At 34.1% G+C, this 17,024-nt stretch carries 18 protein-coding genes; 4 read left to right on the top strand and 14 right to left on the bottom strand.

The window, feature by feature from the left end; genetic code table 11:
* Nucleotides 1–4: 4 nt before the first annotated feature.
* The 5 genes from PBT91_RS09605 to PBT91_RS09585 form a co-directional block, all read right to left on the bottom strand.
* Nucleotides 5–1,264 (bottom strand): dihydroorotase, encoded by a 1,260-nt coding sequence (locus PBT91_RS09605; RefSeq protein ID WP_270058263.1) that lies wholly within the window; start codon nucleotides 1,262–1,264, stop codon nucleotides 5–7.
* Entirely contained in the window at nucleotides 1,261–3,186 is a 1,926-nt protein-coding gene (locus PBT91_RS09600) for a BatA domain-containing protein (protein WP_270058262.1), read from the bottom strand. The genes PBT91_RS09605 and PBT91_RS09600 overlap by 4 nt, the downstream gene beginning before the upstream one ends.
* Before the next feature lie 204 nt (nucleotides 3,187–3,390).
* On the bottom strand, nucleotides 3,391–4,614 hold the full coding sequence (locus PBT91_RS09595; RefSeq protein WP_270058261.1) for a sensor histidine kinase: 1,224 nt from the start codon (nucleotides 4,612–4,614) through the stop codon (nucleotides 3,391–3,393).
* A 95-nt stretch (nucleotides 4,615–4,709) separates the two neighbouring features.
* The gene (locus tag PBT91_RS09590) at nucleotides 4,710–5,474 is read right to left on the bottom strand and encodes a TIGR02757 family protein (RefSeq protein ID WP_270058260.1); all 765 of its coding nucleotides are present in this window, start codon (nucleotides 5,472–5,474) and stop codon (nucleotides 4,710–4,712) included.
* Between the two features lie 48 nt (nucleotides 5,475–5,522).
* A complete protein-coding gene (locus PBT91_RS09585) occupies nucleotides 5,523–6,182 on the bottom strand; it encodes an ABC transporter ATP-binding protein (protein ID WP_270058259.1) in 660 nt (219 codons plus the stop codon).
* Nucleotides 6,183–6,360: 178 nt separating this feature from the next.
* Here PBT91_RS09585 and msrA point away from each other — a divergent pair, with 178 nt between their 5' ends.
* Nucleotides 6,361–6,900 carry a peptide-methionine (S)-S-oxide reductase MsrA gene (gene msrA / locus PBT91_RS09580; protein ID WP_270058258.1) on the top strand — a complete coding sequence of 180 codons (540 nt, stop codon included), beginning with the start codon at nucleotides 6,361–6,363 and terminating at the stop codon, nucleotides 6,898–6,900.
* Between the two features lie 73 nt (nucleotides 6,901–6,973).
* Complete coding sequence (locus tag PBT91_RS09575; RefSeq protein ID WP_270058257.1) at nucleotides 6,974–7,273, top strand: hypothetical protein; 300 nt, start codon at nucleotides 6,974–6,976, stop codon at nucleotides 7,271–7,273.
* An 82-nt stretch (nucleotides 7,274–7,355) separates the two neighbouring features.
* Here the strand turns inward: PBT91_RS09575 and PBT91_RS09570 are convergent, their stop codons facing one another.
* The 8 genes from PBT91_RS09570 to PBT91_RS09535 all read right to left on the bottom strand — a co-directional run bounded on the left by PBT91_RS09570 (nucleotide 7,356) and on the right by PBT91_RS09535 (nucleotide 14,765).
* Nucleotides 7,356–9,659, bottom strand: coding sequence for a TonB-dependent receptor (locus PBT91_RS09570; RefSeq protein WP_270058256.1), 2,304 nt, complete (start codon nucleotides 9,657–9,659; stop codon nucleotides 7,356–7,358).
* A gap of 71 nt (nucleotides 9,660–9,730) precedes the next feature.
* Nucleotides 9,731–10,051: a hypothetical protein gene (locus PBT91_RS09565; RefSeq protein WP_270058255.1), complete on the bottom strand. Its 321-nt coding sequence runs from the start codon at nucleotides 10,049–10,051 to the stop codon at nucleotides 9,731–9,733.
* 3 nt (nucleotides 10,052–10,054) lie between these two features.
* The gene (locus PBT91_RS09560; RefSeq protein WP_270058254.1) at nucleotides 10,055–10,354 is read right to left on the bottom strand and encodes a DUF6787 family protein; all 300 of its coding nucleotides are present in this window, start codon (nucleotides 10,352–10,354) and stop codon (nucleotides 10,055–10,057) included.
* Between the two features lie 45 nt (nucleotides 10,355–10,399).
* Nucleotides 10,400–10,825, bottom strand: a complete 426-nt coding sequence (locus PBT91_RS09555; RefSeq protein ID WP_270058253.1) for a DUF6146 family protein — start codon at nucleotides 10,823–10,825, stop codon at nucleotides 10,400–10,402.
* A 25-nt stretch (nucleotides 10,826–10,850) separates the two neighbouring features.
* The gene (locus PBT91_RS09550; protein WP_270058252.1) at nucleotides 10,851–11,462 is read right to left on the bottom strand and encodes a DUF937 domain-containing protein; all 612 of its coding nucleotides are present in this window, start codon (nucleotides 11,460–11,462) and stop codon (nucleotides 10,851–10,853) included.
* 76 nt (nucleotides 11,463–11,538) lie between these two features.
* Complete coding sequence (locus PBT91_RS09545; RefSeq protein WP_270058251.1) at nucleotides 11,539–12,510, bottom strand: NAD(P)-dependent oxidoreductase; 972 nt, start codon at nucleotides 12,508–12,510, stop codon at nucleotides 11,539–11,541.
* A 20-nt stretch (nucleotides 12,511–12,530) separates the two neighbouring features.
* Nucleotides 12,531–13,595 (bottom strand): 3-phosphoserine/phosphohydroxythreonine transaminase, encoded by a 1,065-nt coding sequence (gene serC / locus PBT91_RS09540; RefSeq protein ID WP_270058250.1) that lies wholly within the window; start codon nucleotides 13,593–13,595, stop codon nucleotides 12,531–12,533.
* A 102-nt stretch (nucleotides 13,596–13,697) separates the two neighbouring features.
* Nucleotides 13,698–14,765, bottom strand: a complete 1,068-nt coding sequence (locus tag PBT91_RS09535; RefSeq protein WP_270058249.1) for an acyl-CoA reductase — start codon at nucleotides 14,763–14,765, stop codon at nucleotides 13,698–13,700.
* A gap of 143 nt (nucleotides 14,766–14,908) precedes the next feature.
* Here PBT91_RS09535 and PBT91_RS09530 point away from each other — a divergent pair, with 143 nt between their 5' ends.
* A complete protein-coding gene (locus PBT91_RS09530; RefSeq protein ID WP_270058248.1) occupies nucleotides 14,909–15,256 on the top strand; it encodes a 4Fe-4S dicluster domain-containing protein in 348 nt (115 codons plus the stop codon).
* Between the two features lie 51 nt (nucleotides 15,257–15,307).
* Here the strand turns inward: PBT91_RS09530 and PBT91_RS09525 are convergent, their stop codons facing one another.
* On the bottom strand, nucleotides 15,308–16,186 hold the full coding sequence (locus PBT91_RS09525; RefSeq protein ID WP_270058247.1) for an AraC family transcriptional regulator: 879 nt from the start codon (nucleotides 16,184–16,186) through the stop codon (nucleotides 15,308–15,310).
* 218 nt (nucleotides 16,187–16,404) lie between these two features.
* Here PBT91_RS09525 and PBT91_RS09520 point away from each other — a divergent pair, with 218 nt between their 5' ends.
* Nucleotides 16,405–16,980, top strand: coding sequence for a T9SS type A sorting domain-containing protein (locus tag PBT91_RS09520; RefSeq protein ID WP_270058246.1), 576 nt, complete (start codon nucleotides 16,405–16,407; stop codon nucleotides 16,978–16,980).
* Nucleotides 16,981–17,024 lie beyond the last annotated feature (44 nt).

Raw genomic sequence — 17,024 nt, 5'->3', positions numbered from 1 at the left:
AGTTTTATAAATCTTCGGAAATGATTAATTGATTGTTGTTAAAAATACCAATCGCTTTTCCTTTTAATTTCTGCCCTAAAAATATACTGTTTTGTGAGGTTGAAAGAATATCAGATTTCTGGAAAGTGTACTTTTCTTCAGGTAAAAAGAAAGATAGTTTTGCCATTTCTTCTTCAGTAATTATAGAACTTTCAGCTTTAAAGCGTTCTTTGCCGCGCGTTAAGATTTCCACAGTTTCTTCTGTAGAAAAGATAGTTTGTAAAGCACCAAAAGCACTTTCTAAACCAATTGTTCCGTAATTGGCGTTATCGAATTCAACTTTTTTATTTTCGATATCGATTGGATCGTGATCGCTGGTTACAAAATCGATCGTTCCTTCTTTTAATCCTTTAATTAAGGCTTTGGTGTCTTTTTTTGTCCTTAGCGGAGGCATTACTTTGGCGCGAGTATCAAACTCACTTAGCAAATCGTCGGTAAGTACTAAGTTGTGGATGGCAACGCTACAGGTAACATCCAGACCTTTTTTCTTAGCTTCCTTAATTAGTGCAACAGATTTTTCTGTAGAAACGGTTGGGATATGCAGTTTCCCTCCGGTATATTCTAAAAGATAAAGATCACGTGCAATTTGCAGGTCTTCAGCAAGATTGGGTATTCCTTTTAAGCCTAGAAGTGTACTGTTATGATGCTCATTTACAATTCCCTTTCCTGCTATTTTCTTTTCTAACGGAAAAGATTGCACCAATCCATCAAAATTTTGTGCGTATTGCAAAGCAATTTTTAGGAGATTAGGATTGCTTACCGGTTTTTTATAATCTGCAAAACTTACCGCACCGGCATTTCCCATATCAAAAAGTTCAGCAAGATCGACACCTTCAGTTTTTACGGTTAAGGCGCCCGTTGGCAAAAGGTTTACTGCATTTCCTTGTGCCTTTGCTTTTACCGAATAAATGGCAGAGCTATTATCTATTGTTGGATTGGTTTGCGCATTTAAGACCACATCGGTAAATCCGCTAAATGCTGCGGTTTTTAGTCCGTTTTCGATTGTTTCACGTTCTTCATAACCTGGTTCTCCAAAACTCACGCTGCTATCAAACCATCCCTGTGAAACGTGTAATCCTTCAATGCTAATTTCTTTATCAGCTTTAGTTTCAATAGCATTTCCGATTTTTTTAATAACGCCATCTTCAATGAGAATATCGGCTTTTTTTAAATGATAATCGCTTTGCTGGTCTACGATTGTGGCAGATTTTATAAGTAGCTTCATTTAAAGAATTTTAAGAGGAGCATCTCTATGGTTAAAAAGATCAGTGCAAAAATAATAAACCATTTCCAAAGCACATCGATTTGTTGAGCAGCTTTTGTACTTTCAAAAAATGTATTAAGGTCGGTTTGCTTTTCGATATTTTCAAATTCGTTAATATCCAGATAATTAAGATCACTTTCGTTTCTTGGATAATTATAACTAATTGGTAAAATTCTCTTTTCTTGGTATGTTATCATGTAATTTCCAGCATTTTCAGGCAGCTCTGTGGTGGTTACCGTGATCTTGTCTGAGGTATTTTGTTGAAGCGGAATAAAACTATCGGCAGAATTTTGCTGAATTTCAACTACCTGATCACCGTTTCCTGCTATATTAACATCGAAGATATTTTCCTGGCCGACTTCAAAATATAAGCTTGGAGTTTTTAAAGCTGAAATTCCCAAATTATAGAAAACAGGAACGATTAACGGCGAATTTTGAAAGTTAGAATTTTCCTGACTGATTGGTGCTGAAAATAAATAGCTATTGCCAGAATTCATTAAGAAGGCATTATTATTTTGATAAGCTAATGCAGCTGAAGCATCCTTATTAAAATTGTAAAAGCTTTGTACTTCAGGATATTGAAAGTTGCTGATCTCTTTTTCGAATGTATCCTCAAATAGTGGGTGCTCAAAAGAAATTTCAGTAATTAATAATTCCTTGTTTTGTTTATTCTTGATAATTGGTAAGCCAAGATTCGATAAAAATGAATTATAATTTTGAAGCTGAAGATTAGAAGCTGGGATAATGCAAACAGGCGTTCCTTCTTTTGCTTTTTCCAGCACCTGGTTTTGTAAAGCAGTATTTATGTGCTCTACTTCGTTTAAAATGATCAAATCTGCACTGCTAAAAGCACTAAAATCAACTTCATTTTCATCAAAATTGATATAGCTGAATTGGTCTTTAGTGAAAATTCGGTTAAGAAAGTCGGCATCGCTACCCGAAACACTTAAAACATTGATTTTTGGTGTTTCAGCATAAGTAAAAAACAGTTCGTTATCGTAAACAAGGCCGTTGTCTTCAATCGAAATAATTCCGTTTTCAATTTCTTCAGCCTGTAATCGAAATTCGACTTCTTGTTGCTTATTTTCTTTAAAATTGATGCTCTTTTTAGCCAAAATCTGCTCGCCATTTTTCAGGCTAATAGGAATATCACGATCTAATTTTTCAGTAGTGCTAAAATTGGCTCTTAGGCTAAGTTGATTCAGGTTTTTATCGATCGCATAAGCCGAATCTACACTAATATTCGAGATGTTTTGCGCTTCATTTTTTACGAAATGATATGCTATATTTTCAAGCTTATTTAAATCCCCTAAATTTTGCTGAAAATCTGAAATTAAAACCAGTCGCTGTACTTCTGCTGGGTGCTCATTAAAAAACTGTCGAGCTTTTAAATTGATCAGGTTAAAATTCATCGAATTTGAGCTGTAATCGATATCCTGAAGTTCAGATTGATCTTCTGAAGGAGAGATAATTCCGAAGTCTTTATTATTGGTAAACAAGCCAAACTGATCATTTTGCTGGCTATTTTCTAATAATTGCTGAATGTTATGTTGCAACATTGGCCCGTGCTCGCCTCGCAATTGCATGCTAAACGAATTATCCAGATAGAGCAGGGTAGAGGTGCTTTGTTTAGCTGTTTTTCCTGAAGGAATAAATGGCTGCGCAAAAGCGAGAATCAAAAAAGCCAAAGCTAAAGTCCGCGCTATAAGAATTAGCCACTTTTTGAGCTGATTGCTTTTGCGGTTTTCCTGAACTACTTTTTTAAGCAATTTTACATTGGTAAATGCTTCTTTCTGAAATTTACGAAGCTTAAACAAATGAACAATAAATGGAATTACCAGTAAAATTAAAGCATAAAGAAGTTCTGGATGTCTAAACTGCATACCGCTTTTAAAGATTTCTCAAATATAAAGAAATTGTGCGGCAGGCAAACTGGATAATTGAGATTAAATGCTCAGAGAACCTTAAAAGAATTATTTATTTTTTAGTAGATGTTTTCTCGTTTTGTCTGATAATTGTTCTTCTGATCACTGCTATTTAAAAACCTCAAAAATTTAAATTAATTGGTATAGGCTTATAGAGAGTGCTTAGTTGATCTTAATCGCCTTTTTTATACTAAATTCAAAACAAGTGCTTTCGCCTAAAACTGATTGTACGCTAATTTTTCCGCCAAGAGAGGTCACCAATTTTTTAACGGTAGAAAGTCCAATACCATTTCCTTGATTTCCTTGTCTGTCGGTAATATAAAGTGTTTTGAATAGCTGAAAAATATTGGAAATCTGATCTTCAGGGATACCAATTCCGTTATCTTTTACGCTAAAATTGTAAAAATTTTCATCTTCAGAACTTTCAATATCAATAATAATCTCTTCCTTATTGTTATATTTAATGCTGTTGTTTATTAGATTAATTAGAATCTGCTCTAAGGCAGATCGATTACAATTCAGCATAATATTTTCTGAAGGGAAATTAATTTCGCATTTATCATTAATATTCATCAAATCGATGATATCCTCTAGCAGATGATGTAAATCAAATTCAACAAGATCAGAAGATACAATACGATCACTCTCATAGTGATTTAATATTCCGTTAATATAGTCGCTAAGCTTTAAGGCCGATTTTTTTAAATTAGCGAGAAGTTCCTGCCCCTTTTTATCTACATGATCTTTGTACCTGGCTTTAATTAAATCTGCAGTAATAATCATGTTTGCTAAAGGCATTTTCATATCATGCGAAACTACACCGGCAAAATCCTTCAATAAAGAGTTGTGATCGTCTAATTCTTGTTTAATTTTTTCTAAATATAGATTCTTCCGTCGCAATTCGAATAATTTTTCTACTTGCTTAGCTAAAGCTTTTAAAGCGTTTTTTTGATCTTCGTCTAATTTATTAATCTTGGTGTCTAGCACACATAGGGTTCCCAGAGCACATCCATTATTATCAAGCAAGGGCATACCTGCATAATAGAGAATTGGTGACTCTGGATTAGATGTAAAGGGATTATCTTTAAATCGCACATCCTCACGTAAATCTTCAACTTCCATTAAATCGCCAGGTTGTAAAATGGCATGGGCACAATGCGAAAGTCTTCTTTCAGATTCAGTAATAGAAGGCCCACCGTGATTAGATTTATACCAGTTTTTTTCAGTTTCAACCAAAGTGATTAGTGAGATGGGCGTTTTGCAGATATAAGATGCAAGTTGCGTGATGTTATCAAATTCTTCTTCAGAAACTCCTTTTAGAAGTTCTATAGAATTGAGAGAACTTAAACGTTCTTTTTCGTTAAGAGGTGTAGCGGGTTGAATCATTGAATTTTCACAATTTTCTGATTGAAAAAACGGAAATTGCGCGAAACGTTAAGACGAATTTAACAATTTTAGATCGAAATTAAGCAAATAAGGCATCAATATTTTTCGAAAGCACCAAGACCAAATAATGCAAAATCATATTTCACTGGATCCTGATGATCTAATTTACGAAGTGCGGTATCCAATTCGGCTAAAGCTTTGGCATCGTTTTGTTTTCTCTTAAGTAACTTTAATTTTCTTGCAATGTTGCCTGAGTGCACATCGAGCGGACAGGAGAGTTGCGAAGAAGAAATCGACTCCCAAATACCAAAATCGACACCACAGTTATCTTTTCTTACCATCCAGCGTAAAAACATGTTTATACGTTTAGCTGCAGAATTTTTTAGCGGATCACTTACGTGCTTTTGTGTTCTTTTTTGATGCGGAAGTTCAAAAAAAATCTTTTTAAACTCATGTATTGCTGGCTGAAGCGAAATTGCAGTAGCATGATTACTGAAGATTTCTTCCAGGCTTCCATGATTCTTATAAATATTCTGAAGCGAACGCATAAAATAGCAAAGATCAATACTATTGAAAGTGCGATGCACAAAACCTTCCATGGTTTCTAAATCTTTTTCTTCGAAATTTAGGATAAAATCATACGGAGATCGCTCCATGCGTTCCATAAGATCGTTCGCATTTTTCAGAATACTTTTTCGATTTCCCCAGGCAATAGTTGCAGCCAAAAAACCTGCAATTTCAATATCTTCTTTTTTACTGAATTGGTGTGGAATCTGAATAGGATCTGTACCTATAAAATCTGGGGTGTTATATTGATTAACTTTAAAATCTAAAAACTCTTTTAATTCGCTTTTCTTCAAAAATATAATCTTTTAGAGGCGATGTTTAGTCGAAAATTACTTAGAAGATTACACAATTTCACCATCAACCATGGTCAACTTTCTATCGGCCATATCGGCAAGCTCTTCGTTGTGTGTTACAATTACGAAGGTTTGTCCAAATTCATCTCTAAGTTTAAAGAAGAGTTTATGGAGATTTTCAGCAGATTCACTATCCAAATTCCCTGAAGGCTCATCAGCAAAAATAACTGCAGGGTTGTTCATTAATGCTCTGGCTACCGCAATTCGTTGTTGTTCTCCACCGCTTAAAGTAGAAGGTTTGTGATTCGCTCTATTTTTAAGTCCTAGAAATCCTAATAATTCCATCGCTCTTTTTTCGGCTTCGGCTTTTGGAGTATTTTTAATGTACGCCGGAATGCAAATGTTTTCTAACGCAGTAAACTCTGGTAACAATTGATGAAACTGAAATATAAAACCAATATGATCATTCCTGAATATCGCCAGGCTCTTAGCATTTAGACCATAAATATCAGTTTCGTTGATTATAAGTTTAGATTCCTTATTTTTTTCAGGCAAATCTAGTGTTCCCAAAATCTGAAGCAAGGTTGTTTTCCCGGCACCCGAGGCACCAACTACAGAAACAATTTCGCTTTTTGCGATATGAAGATCGACACCTTTTAATACGTGTAAATCGCCATAATACTTATGAATATTTTCAATTGTAATCATAACGTCTATAAAGAGCTCGAAAATTAGCTAATTTAATCGCGACCCCCAAGTATAACATCTTTTAATTATTTTCTGAAATTTTAAGAGGTTTCGATCGTTCAATTTTTATTAAAATAACGTGAACGGGCTATGCCTTTGCTATTGTAAATCTTACATTTGAGATAAATATTTGCTATTTATGAAAAATGAAGAGTTGGCCACATTAGCTGCAGGATGTTTTTGGTGTACCGAAGCTGTTTTTCAACGGCTGGAAGGTGTAAGTGATGTAAAATCTGGATTTACCGGCGGGTTTATTAAAAATCCTCCTTATCGAGAAGTAGTCACAGGAAGAACCGGGCATGCTGAAGGCATTCAGTTTTTATTTGATCCTGAAATTATAAGTTTTCAAGAATTATTATTGATCTTCTTTTCTACTCACGATCCCACAACTTTAAATCGTCAACAAAACGATAGAGGAACACAATATCGTAGTGCTATTTTTTATCATTCAGAAGAACAAAAGCGAATAGCAGAGCAGGTTATTGCTGAATTAGAAAAGCAGGAAGTCTTTCAAGACCCTATAGTTACTGAAGTTACCGAAGCTTCAGCGTTTTATGAAGCCGAAGCGGAACATTTCGACTTTTATAATCAGAATCGAGAACAACCTTATTGCCAATATATTATCGATCCTAAAATTCAAAAATTAAATGCTCTTTTTGCCGAAAAACTAAAGAAATAAGTATGTAATATTAGTAAGTATCTGAAAACTGGCACTTTATTTGATTTAATTAACTGAATCAATACAAAAAAAGATGCTAAAAGATAAATTGTTTTTAAAAGGACTATTGCTAGATGGTATTGGTATGGTTACTATGGGAGTTCCATTAATAGGGCCTTTTTTGGATATTTTGTGGGCACCTTATGCTGCACGAAAAATCAGAGAAATGTATCCCGGTAAAAAAGGAAAATTAGCTTCGGCTATTGTGTTTATAGAAGAGATTCTACCATTTACCGATATCGTTCCAACATTCACCTTGATGTATTTGTATACATATGTTTATAAAAAAGACACTGCTGGTCAAGTACGTACTATCGAAGTTGAAAGCTGGTAACATCATCAATTATAAAATAACAAAAAAGCCTGTTTGAACTCTCAAACAGGCTTTTTCTTTATAATGAAATCTTAATTCAGGATTATAAAAACCACTGCACAGAAACCATAATATTTCTTCCAATATTGGAAATCCCATCGGTTTTAAGTCGGGATAAGTGCGATATATATGTTTTATCTAAAAGATTATTGCCGTTAACCGATATCTGCACTTCAGATTTTTCTAATTGTACACGGCCGCCAATACCTGCCCCTAATAATGAATAACCACCAGTTCTAGTTTCAAAAGCGCTGGTGTTCTCTTTATCGAAAACATTCTTCAACCTAATAAAAGCATACTTATTTTCGATAATTTTGCCTTCATTAAATTCAACTCTAAACGTATTGGTAATGCTATTAGCCGGAATTAACGGAAGGTAGGCATCATCACTTCTTTTGCCGGTTACAGTTTCAAAACTACTTTCTATATGTAACCAATCCCAAGGATGCGGGTGTATGTGGATACCAGCCTCACCACCATAAAGTTCAGCATCATCTTGCACATAATCATAAACAGGGTTTTCATTTATTGTTTCACCTGTGGGATTTAGATAGATGTAATTGTTAATCGTGTTATGAAAAGCATTTGCAAAAGCTTCAAAATGTTCATTTCTCCACTCAAGAGAAAAATCTATCTGAAAGTTTTGTTCGTTATCCAGATTAGCATTTCCAACCTCATAACGATTTGCGCCGTGGTGAGAACCATTGCTGGTAAGTTCAGCTAAATTAGGTGCTCTAAATCCGCTTGCTAAATTTAGGCGAGCATTTAAATGTTTATTGAACTGGTACTTCGCACCAAAGGCACCATTAAAACTATTAAAGTCACGATCTACAGCTTGAATATATTCAGCATCATCTGTATCGCCATACACATCGCTATCGATGTTTCGGGTATCGTATCTTAAACCCGCCTGAAAATCCCACTTTTTTAAGTGAAAATGCGTTGTTGTGAATATTCCAAAGTCTACCGTTTCAGCATTAGGTATTAAAACTTCTTCTCCCGTATTTTTATTTTCTTGCCACATTCCCTGTATGCCGGCGATAGTTTCAAAATTGCCTATCTTAGGAAGATTATATTTAATATTATAATTGAAGGTTTCTAATTCCATATCTAAAGCAGGATGCAATTCTTCGCTTTCCTCTTCATGGTCGTGGTCCTCATGTTCTCCCTCGTGATCATGTTCCTCATCAGCATGATCTTCATGTTCTTCTTCGCCATGCTCGTGATGATCTTCAAATTCTTTTCGATTGTTAAACTGATAACCAAATTTTGCATCGATACTCGAGTTTGCAAAATAGATTTTATTGTCTAAACTAAGAATATGGTTATCGATTTGTTGGTATGGCAACACAAGAGTTTTCGATGTCGTTTGTTCAGCAATTTCCTCGGGAATTCCTAGCTCGCTACGATTAAAATTATATCTCAAATCAGATTTAAGTTTAGCATTTTGATATGCAATTCCGGTTTTTAAATCTTTTTCGTTGAATCTCGTATTGGTAACACGCTCACCATTACCAGCTTTATAATCTGAATGTTCTGCAAGACTTCCGCGAGCGATAAATTTTAATTTATCTCCCGAGGTTTTAGCCATGGCGCTGGCTTGATAACCTAAAGTGTTACTGAAATAATCTCCGTTGACTTCAGCATTAGTTTCCCCAGCAGAAGCATATTGTTCGGGATTTAGATAAAGAACTCCACCTAGCGCATCACTTCCGTAGAGAAGAGAAGCAGGGCCTTTAATAACTTCTACGCTGCCAATACCTTTAGAGCTTATTCCCAAACCATGTTCGCCACCAAATTGCTGATTTTCCATACGAACACCCTGAGTATACGTAAGCACTCGATTTGAGCTTAATCCTCGAATTACAGGTTTTCCAATCCCTACGCCGGTGCTTAAATTTTCTACTCCGGCAATTTGTGAGATTCCGTCAGCAAGCGTTACCGCACCTTTCTTGTTGAGTTCAGAAACACTCTCGCGTTCTACACGCATCACATTTTCACTTTGTAATTGATGAAATGGTGTAGAAACAATAACCTCTTCCATTTCTACTGCGGAAGGATTTAAAACAATCTTGAAGTTGGATGAAGGGATGCTTACTTCATTAGAATACGAGGTAAAACCAATTGAAGAAACCACTAATTTATAATTTCCTGATGGTAAATTTTTAATTGTAAAGTTACCATCAATATCAGTAGTTGTACCTTTTTCTAATCTAGCGAAATAAACGGTGGCACTAAAAACAGGTTCACCGGTTTCATGATTGGTTATATTTCCGCTAAATTGATTTTGAGCATATATAATAGGCGCCATTGCCGTAAAAAGCAATGTAATGAGTAACATTCTCATTGTAAAAATTTTAAATGGATTACGAAAAATTTAATTCCGAAGAAAGAATATCGGAAAATTAAGAGCTTTAATTAAGATAGCCCAGGAGGGCCTCGAAGCTCAAAAGAGAGTTTTTGGTAATCACTTAAAAAATCGTAAACACTAAAAATATGTTTAACCTGTGTATTAATAACGACAAGCTCGAATGTGAAAACACCAAAATTAAAAGAAGGACTTTGATGAAATTTTGCAAGATTACAATCTAAATCGGACTGATGGATGTGTTGTTTCGCATAATTATCACAAAGACCGTGATGATGACCGCTAAAAATATGTGCACAATTAGCAATTGCCGGGAATACGATAATAAACGCCGCAAAAACTATGAGAATATTTTTAATGGTTTTAATCATCTATTACTTAAAAAATTTACCCAATCCCAATCGGCTTAGCATTTTCTTTTCGAAAGCCCAGAAAAAGTCAAATTGGCCAAAAATCCATCCAATTACTACTAGCAAAACCTGATAAATAGGAAATATAAGTAAGATTCTTGCGGGCCAGTAGATATACCACCCATGCTCTGAAGTAATGCCTAGAAAAGCTGTAACCGGTGTTGCTAATTTTGCGGCCGTGGATCCGGTAATTGCAAAAACTATAAAGATTACAATAAGCTGGCGGTTAGAAGTTAATCCCCAGCGTTCTTTTAATTTCTCCATAGTGCAAAGATATGAAAACCAATGAAGTTATAAAGAGTTCAACTCTTAAATGCGAGTAGGGACGCTAAACCTTTGATTGTATTGCCGGCTTAAATAAACAAAATAATAGTATAGAAGATAATTTACTTCGTACCCATAATCGATCTGAGGATCGTAATTAATTTGCTGCACGTAAAGATTATCATTATAACGCATCGGTTGGAGCACACGGTTATTATAATCTGTTACTAAAATGCGGTTTTTATTTTCTAAGTAATTTTGCGAATAATAACCTTCTGGCCTTGCAATACTATTTATAAAAAGATTAAAACCGGGCTCTATAATTATAATTTCATATTCCAAACTATCATTTGCAATGCGAACGGTATCGTTTTTAGTATTGGCGTTTCTGCCGCTTCTGCCATTATTCTTTGTTAAACCACAGCTGTATACAAACAGCACCATTAAGACTAAATAAAGTACATTTTTCATTAGGGCAATTTAGTTAAAAAGATATTTATTTGCCACCGGTGTATCCTTTTAAAACACTTTCTTTTTTATTATGCTTGCCTAATACCATACCAGAAGCTTCATTTATAATATTAGCACCTTCCTGGTGATCCAAAATAATCTCTAAAAAAGAGTTATTATATTTTGAAGAAGATCCAAGCGCGCTATCTATTAACAACTCAATATCATCATTCTTTAAATTCTCTTTTTGTTTTTGGATACTTAAAACAGCAATGGTGACAGGGATCGCAAGTTTCGCGATTTTTTGCACCAAATTTGGTGGTATACTCAAAGAATCGCTAATGGTTTTAGCGATATTCTCTAAATTTTCACCTAAAATAATTTCACTATAATCCTCTCCGCATTTAATAAGCTCTTTATTGTCTTTTTCTGAAAATATTTTCAAAAACTTAAAAGGATCTGGAGCTTCTTCTAATAATTCGTAAAGGCTATCAATACTACCTTCCTGTATTTTATTTTTAAAATTACCAAGAATAATAGGCAGTACCATACTTAAAACCGAAGAAACTTTTTCTGAAGATTCTCCGGTTTCATTTGAAGCTTTACTTATAAGCTCATTACCAAGATTTGTATTTAATATATCTAAGATTGAGGCCATAATTTTTCATTTGTTTGAATGTAATCAATAAATGCTAGCCGGGCTGTTAAAGCAATATTATAATCCTGATAAAAAGCTATTTAAAAAAATCCATTCCCGATTTTCCGTGGAATTTAGAGATAATTTTTTGCGCAATTAAATCTCCGGCACTTTCGGTGGCTGCACTGGTAAGGCTACCTATATGTGGCGTTAAAGAAATTCTCTCGTTCATTAAAAGTTTTATGGCTGGTTTCGGTTCATTATCAAAAGTGTCCAAACCTGCGAATTTCAGATTAGCATCTTCTAAGGCTGCGATTAAGGCTTCTTCATCTATTGCATTTCCGTTAGAAATATTAATGATTCCTGCTTCAGGTTTCATCATGGCAATCTCCTTGATGCCAATTAGTGGTTTTTGTTGAGTAGAAACGCTTATACTTATAAAATCTGAACTTTTTAAAACTTCTTCCAAAGAAACAGTTTCAAGCTTTATATTTACAGTTTGATCCTGAATTTGCAGCTGAATATTAGATTCCGCGACATTAGGATCGGTAGCGATAACCTTCATTCCAAAAGCAAAAGCTATTTTAGCCACTTCGTGACCTACTTTTCCTAGACCGATAATTCCTAGCGTCTTACCTTTCAGTTCAATTCCGCCTGCATAGAAATTCCTCAAATCTTTAAAACTCATATCACCTTCTAAAGGCATGGTTCTATTGGCATGATGCAGATAACGACTGCCACCCAGTAGATGTGCAAACACAAGCTCGGCTACAGATCTTGTTGCTGCAACATTCGATGTGATGATTTGTATTCCATTTTTTTCGGTGCGTTCTACAGAATCAACTATTTTTTGATCACCAATTACCGCAATAAACTTAAGTTGTGGACATTGATCTAAAATTTCATTTTCAATAAAAGTAGATCGTGAAATAATGCCTTCAATTTTTTTAGCATTGATATATTCTTTTAGTTGAGGTTGGGCTACTTTAACCGATAATACATTAAAACCAGCTTCGGTTAATTGTGAAACTGCGGCTTGTGAAAGTCCATCGGTAACTAAAATATTCATGGGTTGCTTAATTTTAATTTTTAAGAGGTTTTTTCGAAATGTTGCATTACATCAACAAGTGTTTGTACGCTTTCTAGAGGTAGGGCGTTATACATAGAAGCACGATATCCCCCCACACTTCTATGGCCGTTTATACCGTTGATATTGGCTTCTTTCCAAAGTTTATCAAAACTTGCTTTATCTGCTCCTTCAGTAAGATTAAAGGTAGGATTCATAGTAGAACGATCTTCTTTTTCAGCAAAGCCTTTAAATAGCGGGTTTCGATCTATTTCAGTATAAAGTAATTTTGCCTTTGCATCGTTCTGAGCTTCAATTCCTGAAATTCCGCCTTTATTTTTTAACCATCTTAAATTCAGTAAAGAAGTATAAATTGCGAAAACAGAAGGCGTATTAAACATGCTATCCTTATCGATATGTACTTTATAATCCATCATCGAAGGGATTTGGCGCTCTACTTTGCCTAGAATATCTTCTTTGACGATTGCAACAGTTACTCCCGCAGGTCCCATATTTTTTTGCGCACCGGCATAGATCAAATCAAATTGTGAAAAATCTAAAGTTCTAGATAAAATATCACTACTCATATCACAAACCAGTGGAGCAGTAGTTTTGGGAAAAGATTTCATTTGGGTACCATAAATAGTATTGTTACTGGTACAGTGAAAGTAGTCTATACCTTCAGGGATTTGGTAATCTTTTGGAATGTAATTAAAGTTTTTATCTTTAGAAGATGCAACCTCAGCAACTTTGCCAAACATTTTAGCTTCTTTTATAGCTTTAGAACTCCACGTACCGGTATTGGTGTACGCTGCTTTTTTCTGAAGTAAATTGTACGCCACCATCAAAAACTGCATACTTGCGCCACCATGCAAAAATAGCGCTTGATAGCCTTTGTTTTGAAGTCCTAAAAGTTCTAAAACTAGAGAACGCGCTTCTTCGATTACCGACACAAACGCATCACTACGATGTGAAATTTCCAAGATTGAAAGTCCGCTATTGTTAAAATCTAAAACTGCCTGAGATGCTTTTTCAAAAACTTCTTGTGGCAAAATACATGGGCCGGCGCTAAAATTATGTTTTTTCATAGTAACTTCAAGTTTGTCCTGTTAGAAGGAATTTTTTTTAAGGCTTATAAAATTTGATGATTTTTAACGCAATTTCAAATTTTATAATATGCCCAAAATTAGTTAGTTTAGATTAATTAAAAACTGAATGGTATCTACACCATCAGCATAATCCCATAATTTGGGATGCTGTGTTTTTCCAAATTTCACTTCATTTTTTGCTGAAGTTTCCTTTTTTACGATACACTGCAATTTTTCAGCCTCATCATTTAAACGTTGCTGAAGTTGGTTTTGGTCGTCATAATATTCGTAAAATAACACAGAGATAGGGGAGCCGTAGTTTTCATCTTCCTTCAGCATTAAAAATCCATTATCTAGAATATTAAACTGACTCATTAAATAAACCGCTTTATTATAATCGTAATTATTTGCGTATTTGTTTTGATTGATAATATCGTTCCAATGATAAATTCCTTTAAAGAAATGATCAAAATCGTAATTTTTAGGTATAAATAATTTTGAGACGTTGCGACATCCCAAACCAAAATATCTAAAAATATCTTCAGAAAGCAATTTCAATTCTTCTTTGGATTCTTCACCAGTTATTACAGCGACTGAATTTCGATTCTTACGAATAATATTCGGCTTATTTTTGAAGTAATATTCAAAATATCTTGCGGTATTGTTGCTTCCAGTGGCGATCACTGCATCAAAATCTTCCAGGCGATCTTTGGTAATTCTTATCTTGGATTTAAATTCTGAATTTAATTCAACTAAATAATTACATAGAATCGGTAAAAGCTGCTTATCGTTATCAGACTGCTTAATAAGCACATTGTGCCCACTAATTAGAACACTTAGAAAATCGTGGAATCCAACTAAAGGAATATTTCCCGCCATAATCACGGCAATCGTTTTTGGATTTTGTTCTTCTTGAAAATTATAAGGAGCTAACCAGATCTCAAGATTTTCTGAAGTTAATGCTTTACTCCACTGATCTAAAGAGAATAAAACATTTTCTTTAGTAAACCAGCCATTGTAATGTACAGCTGAGTTTACTTTTTCTTGAAGTTTATCAAAATATTTTCTATCCATTTCTGAAAGATTTAAAGCAGAAGTGTCTTCAGCTTTAAAATTCTTAAGAAAATCGCCTAATTTGGAAAAATATGAAATCCGTTCTTTTATTGTCATTCCTAGATTTGGTTATGAAAAGGCTTCACGTTAAATTTGTAAAAGCGAAATTAAAACTTCCTAGCTGGAAAAACTATAAAATTTCCTAAAAGCTGGGACAGAAAATAAGATTCGTTTTATTTTTACAACTTAAAAAAACAGCTATGGCAATCATTATAACAGATGAATGTATAAACTGCGGCGCTTGTGAGCCAGAATGTCCTAATACTGCGATTTATGAAGGAGCAGATGATTGGCGGTATGCAGATGGTACCGATCTTTCTGGTGATATCGTTTTACCATCGGGTACCGAGGCAAATGCAGAAGAAGCACAAGAACCGGTAAGTGATGAATACTATTATATTGTACCAGATAAATGTACAGAATGTAAAGGTTTTCATGAAGAGCCACAATGTGCAGCAGTATGCCCTGTAGATTGTTGCGTACCAGATGACGATCACGTAGAAAGTGAAGAAGTATTGCTAGAAAAGCAAAAGTTTATGCACGATTAAGGAATTATTTTATTCTGAAAAATATAAAGTCCGCTATTTGGCGGACTTTTTTTATGAAATCTGCACGCGTAATTCGTTTCTATAGATAGAAGGAGACTTTCCTGTGAATTTTTTAAACTGTTTATTGAAGTGGCTAAAATTATTAAAACCACATTCAAAACAGATATCAGTAATACTCATTTGTTCTTCGTGTAAAAGTTTAGCAGCGTGAGAAAGTCGATATTCGTTTACAAATTGCGTGAAGGTTTTTCCGGTAATTTTTTTGAAAAACCTACAAAATGCTGGTACCGTCATACTGGTTAATTCTGCTACTTCTTCTAAGGCTATAGAACGCTTAAATTCTTCTTTTACGAAATTGAAAATTAAATTAATACGATTATTATCCTGAAGCTCTGTTTCTAAAACAAAGCCTTTAGCATTTAAAATGGTGTAATTTTTGGCTTCTTCCAGATGATTAAAAATTTCTAAGAGTGCAATAAGTCTACTAAATGGTGTACGATATTTAAGCTCTTCAATTTTTTCACCTATATATCTTTTGTCTTCCCCATGAAATACAATACCCTTTTTAGCAGTTTCCAAAAGGGTTACTATATTTTTTGTTTCAGGAATATTGAAAAAAGTATCTCCTAAAAACTCTGGATGAATTTGAATTACAGTTTCTCGTTCATATTTATTTAATTTCTCAGTAAACCCACAATGCGGCAAATTAGATCCTATTAATATAAGATCTCCCTGGCGGTAATAAGAAACATGACTTCCTATTTGTCGCTTTCCAGATCCACTGCTTATATATACAAGTTCGATTTCAGGGTGATAATGCCAAAAGTTATTATTTTGATTTTGATGGTGATAATCGAAAGTTTCGTATTTAAAAGAACTACCAAATTGAGGTTCTATCTTTTGAAAAGCTGCTCTTTGTGATTTTATCATATCGATAACGTTTTAGTGGAATTCAGGGTATCTTTTATGAATAATTAATTATGTCCAAAATTAACCCATATGTGTTCAATTTGCAATATAATAGATTTACGATAATATTTTCGGTTAATATAGAACATGTTTTAGTATATTTTCTACTTAGCTACAGCTTAGTTTCGTTTTATATTTGCTGAACAATAATTAGAGAATTAACAAAAATCCCGAAAATTATGAAAAATCTATCTAGAATAGCAGTTTTGGTTTTAGCATTAGTATTAACTAATACTTTGAGCGCTAAAGATATAGAAGTTAAAATAAACAATGATAAATTAGTAGTTGAATTAGATCATAGCCAAAAAGGATCTACTTTGGTTCTTACAGATACTAACGGAGAAGTTCTTTTTAAAGATGCACTTATGGAGACTTCTTATAAAAAAGCATTAGATCTTCATACAATTCCTACCGGTACATATTTTTTAAATTTTGAGAAAGACGATAGTATTCTTACTACTGTTATAACTAAAGATGCTGAAGGAGTTAAAGTAAATAAGAGCGCATCAAAAATTTTCTTTAAGCCTTTTTACAAAACAATAGAAGACAAGGTATTAGTATCTTTTACAAACCCAAGCTATAATAACGCAACTTTTAAGGTTTACGATCAAGCAGGTAATCTAATGACCTCTTCTACAAGTAACGATTTAGTAGTTAAGAAAACATTCGATTTTTCTGAAGTTCCTGCAGGAAAATATGTGATTGCTCTTAACGTAGCAGGGCATACTATTACAAAAACTATAACTTTAGGATAAGAAAGCTCCAAACATATTTTGAAAAAAGCCAGGCCGAAACGTCT

It is taken from the genome of Zunongwangia sp. HGR-M22, from assembly GCF_027594425.1.
Taxonomy (GTDB): domain Bacteria; phylum Bacteroidota; class Bacteroidia; order Flavobacteriales; family Flavobacteriaceae; genus Zunongwangia.
Note: the sequence above shows the minus strand (reverse complement) of the source record. Positions and strands in the feature narration are given on the sequence as shown.

What these genes read in the sequence shown, in the direction of transcription:
- PBT91_RS09605 (WP_270058263.1), bottom strand. Translation starts at nt 1,264, where the DNA reads ATGAAGCTACTTATAAAATCTGCCACAATCGTAGACCAGCAAAGCGAT.
- PBT91_RS09600 (WP_270058262.1), bottom strand. Translation starts at nt 3,186, where the DNA reads ATGCAGTTTAGACATCCAGAACTTCTTTATGCTTTAATTTTACTGGTA.
- PBT91_RS09595 (WP_270058261.1), bottom strand. Translation starts at nt 4,614, where the DNA reads ATGATTCAACCCGCTACACCTCTTAACGAAAAAGAACGTTTAAGTTCT.
- PBT91_RS09585 (WP_270058259.1), bottom strand. Translation starts at nt 6,182, where the DNA reads ATGATTACAATTGAAAATATTCATAAGTATTATGGCGATTTACACGTA.
- msrA (WP_270058258.1), top strand. Translation starts at nt 6,361, where the DNA reads ATGAAAAATGAAGAGTTGGCCACATTAGCTGCAGGATGTTTTTGGTGT.
- PBT91_RS09575 (WP_270058257.1), top strand. Translation starts at nt 6,974, where the DNA reads ATGCTAAAAGATAAATTGTTTTTAAAAGGACTATTGCTAGATGGTATT.
- PBT91_RS09570 (WP_270058256.1), bottom strand. Translation starts at nt 9,659, where the DNA reads ATGAGAATGTTACTCATTACATTGCTTTTTACGGCAATGGCGCCTATT.
- PBT91_RS09565 (WP_270058255.1), bottom strand. Translation starts at nt 10,051, where the DNA reads ATGATTAAAACCATTAAAAATATTCTCATAGTTTTTGCGGCGTTTATT.
- PBT91_RS09560 (WP_270058254.1), bottom strand. Translation starts at nt 10,354, where the DNA reads ATGGAGAAATTAAAAGAACGCTGGGGATTAACTTCTAACCGCCAGCTT.
- PBT91_RS09555 (WP_270058253.1), bottom strand. Translation starts at nt 10,825, where the DNA reads ATGAAAAATGTACTTTATTTAGTCTTAATGGTGCTGTTTGTATACAGC.
- PBT91_RS09550 (WP_270058252.1), bottom strand. Translation starts at nt 11,462, where the DNA reads ATGGCCTCAATCTTAGATATATTAAATACAAATCTTGGTAATGAGCTT.
- PBT91_RS09545 (WP_270058251.1), bottom strand. Translation starts at nt 12,510, where the DNA reads ATGAATATTTTAGTTACCGATGGACTTTCACAAGCCGCAGTTTCACAA.
- serC (WP_270058250.1), bottom strand. Translation starts at nt 13,595, where the DNA reads ATGAAAAAACATAATTTTAGCGCCGGCCCATGTATTTTGCCACAAGAA.
- PBT91_RS09535 (WP_270058249.1), bottom strand. Translation starts at nt 14,765, where the DNA reads ATGACAATAAAAGAACGGATTTCATATTTTTCCAAATTAGGCGATTTT.
- PBT91_RS09530 (WP_270058248.1), top strand. Translation starts at nt 14,909, where the DNA reads ATGGCAATCATTATAACAGATGAATGTATAAACTGCGGCGCTTGTGAG.
- PBT91_RS09525 (WP_270058247.1), bottom strand. Translation starts at nt 16,186, where the DNA reads ATGATAAAATCACAAAGAGCAGCTTTTCAAAAGATAGAACCTCAATTT.
- PBT91_RS09520 (WP_270058246.1), top strand. Translation starts at nt 16,405, where the DNA reads ATGAAAAATCTATCTAGAATAGCAGTTTTGGTTTTAGCATTAGTATTA.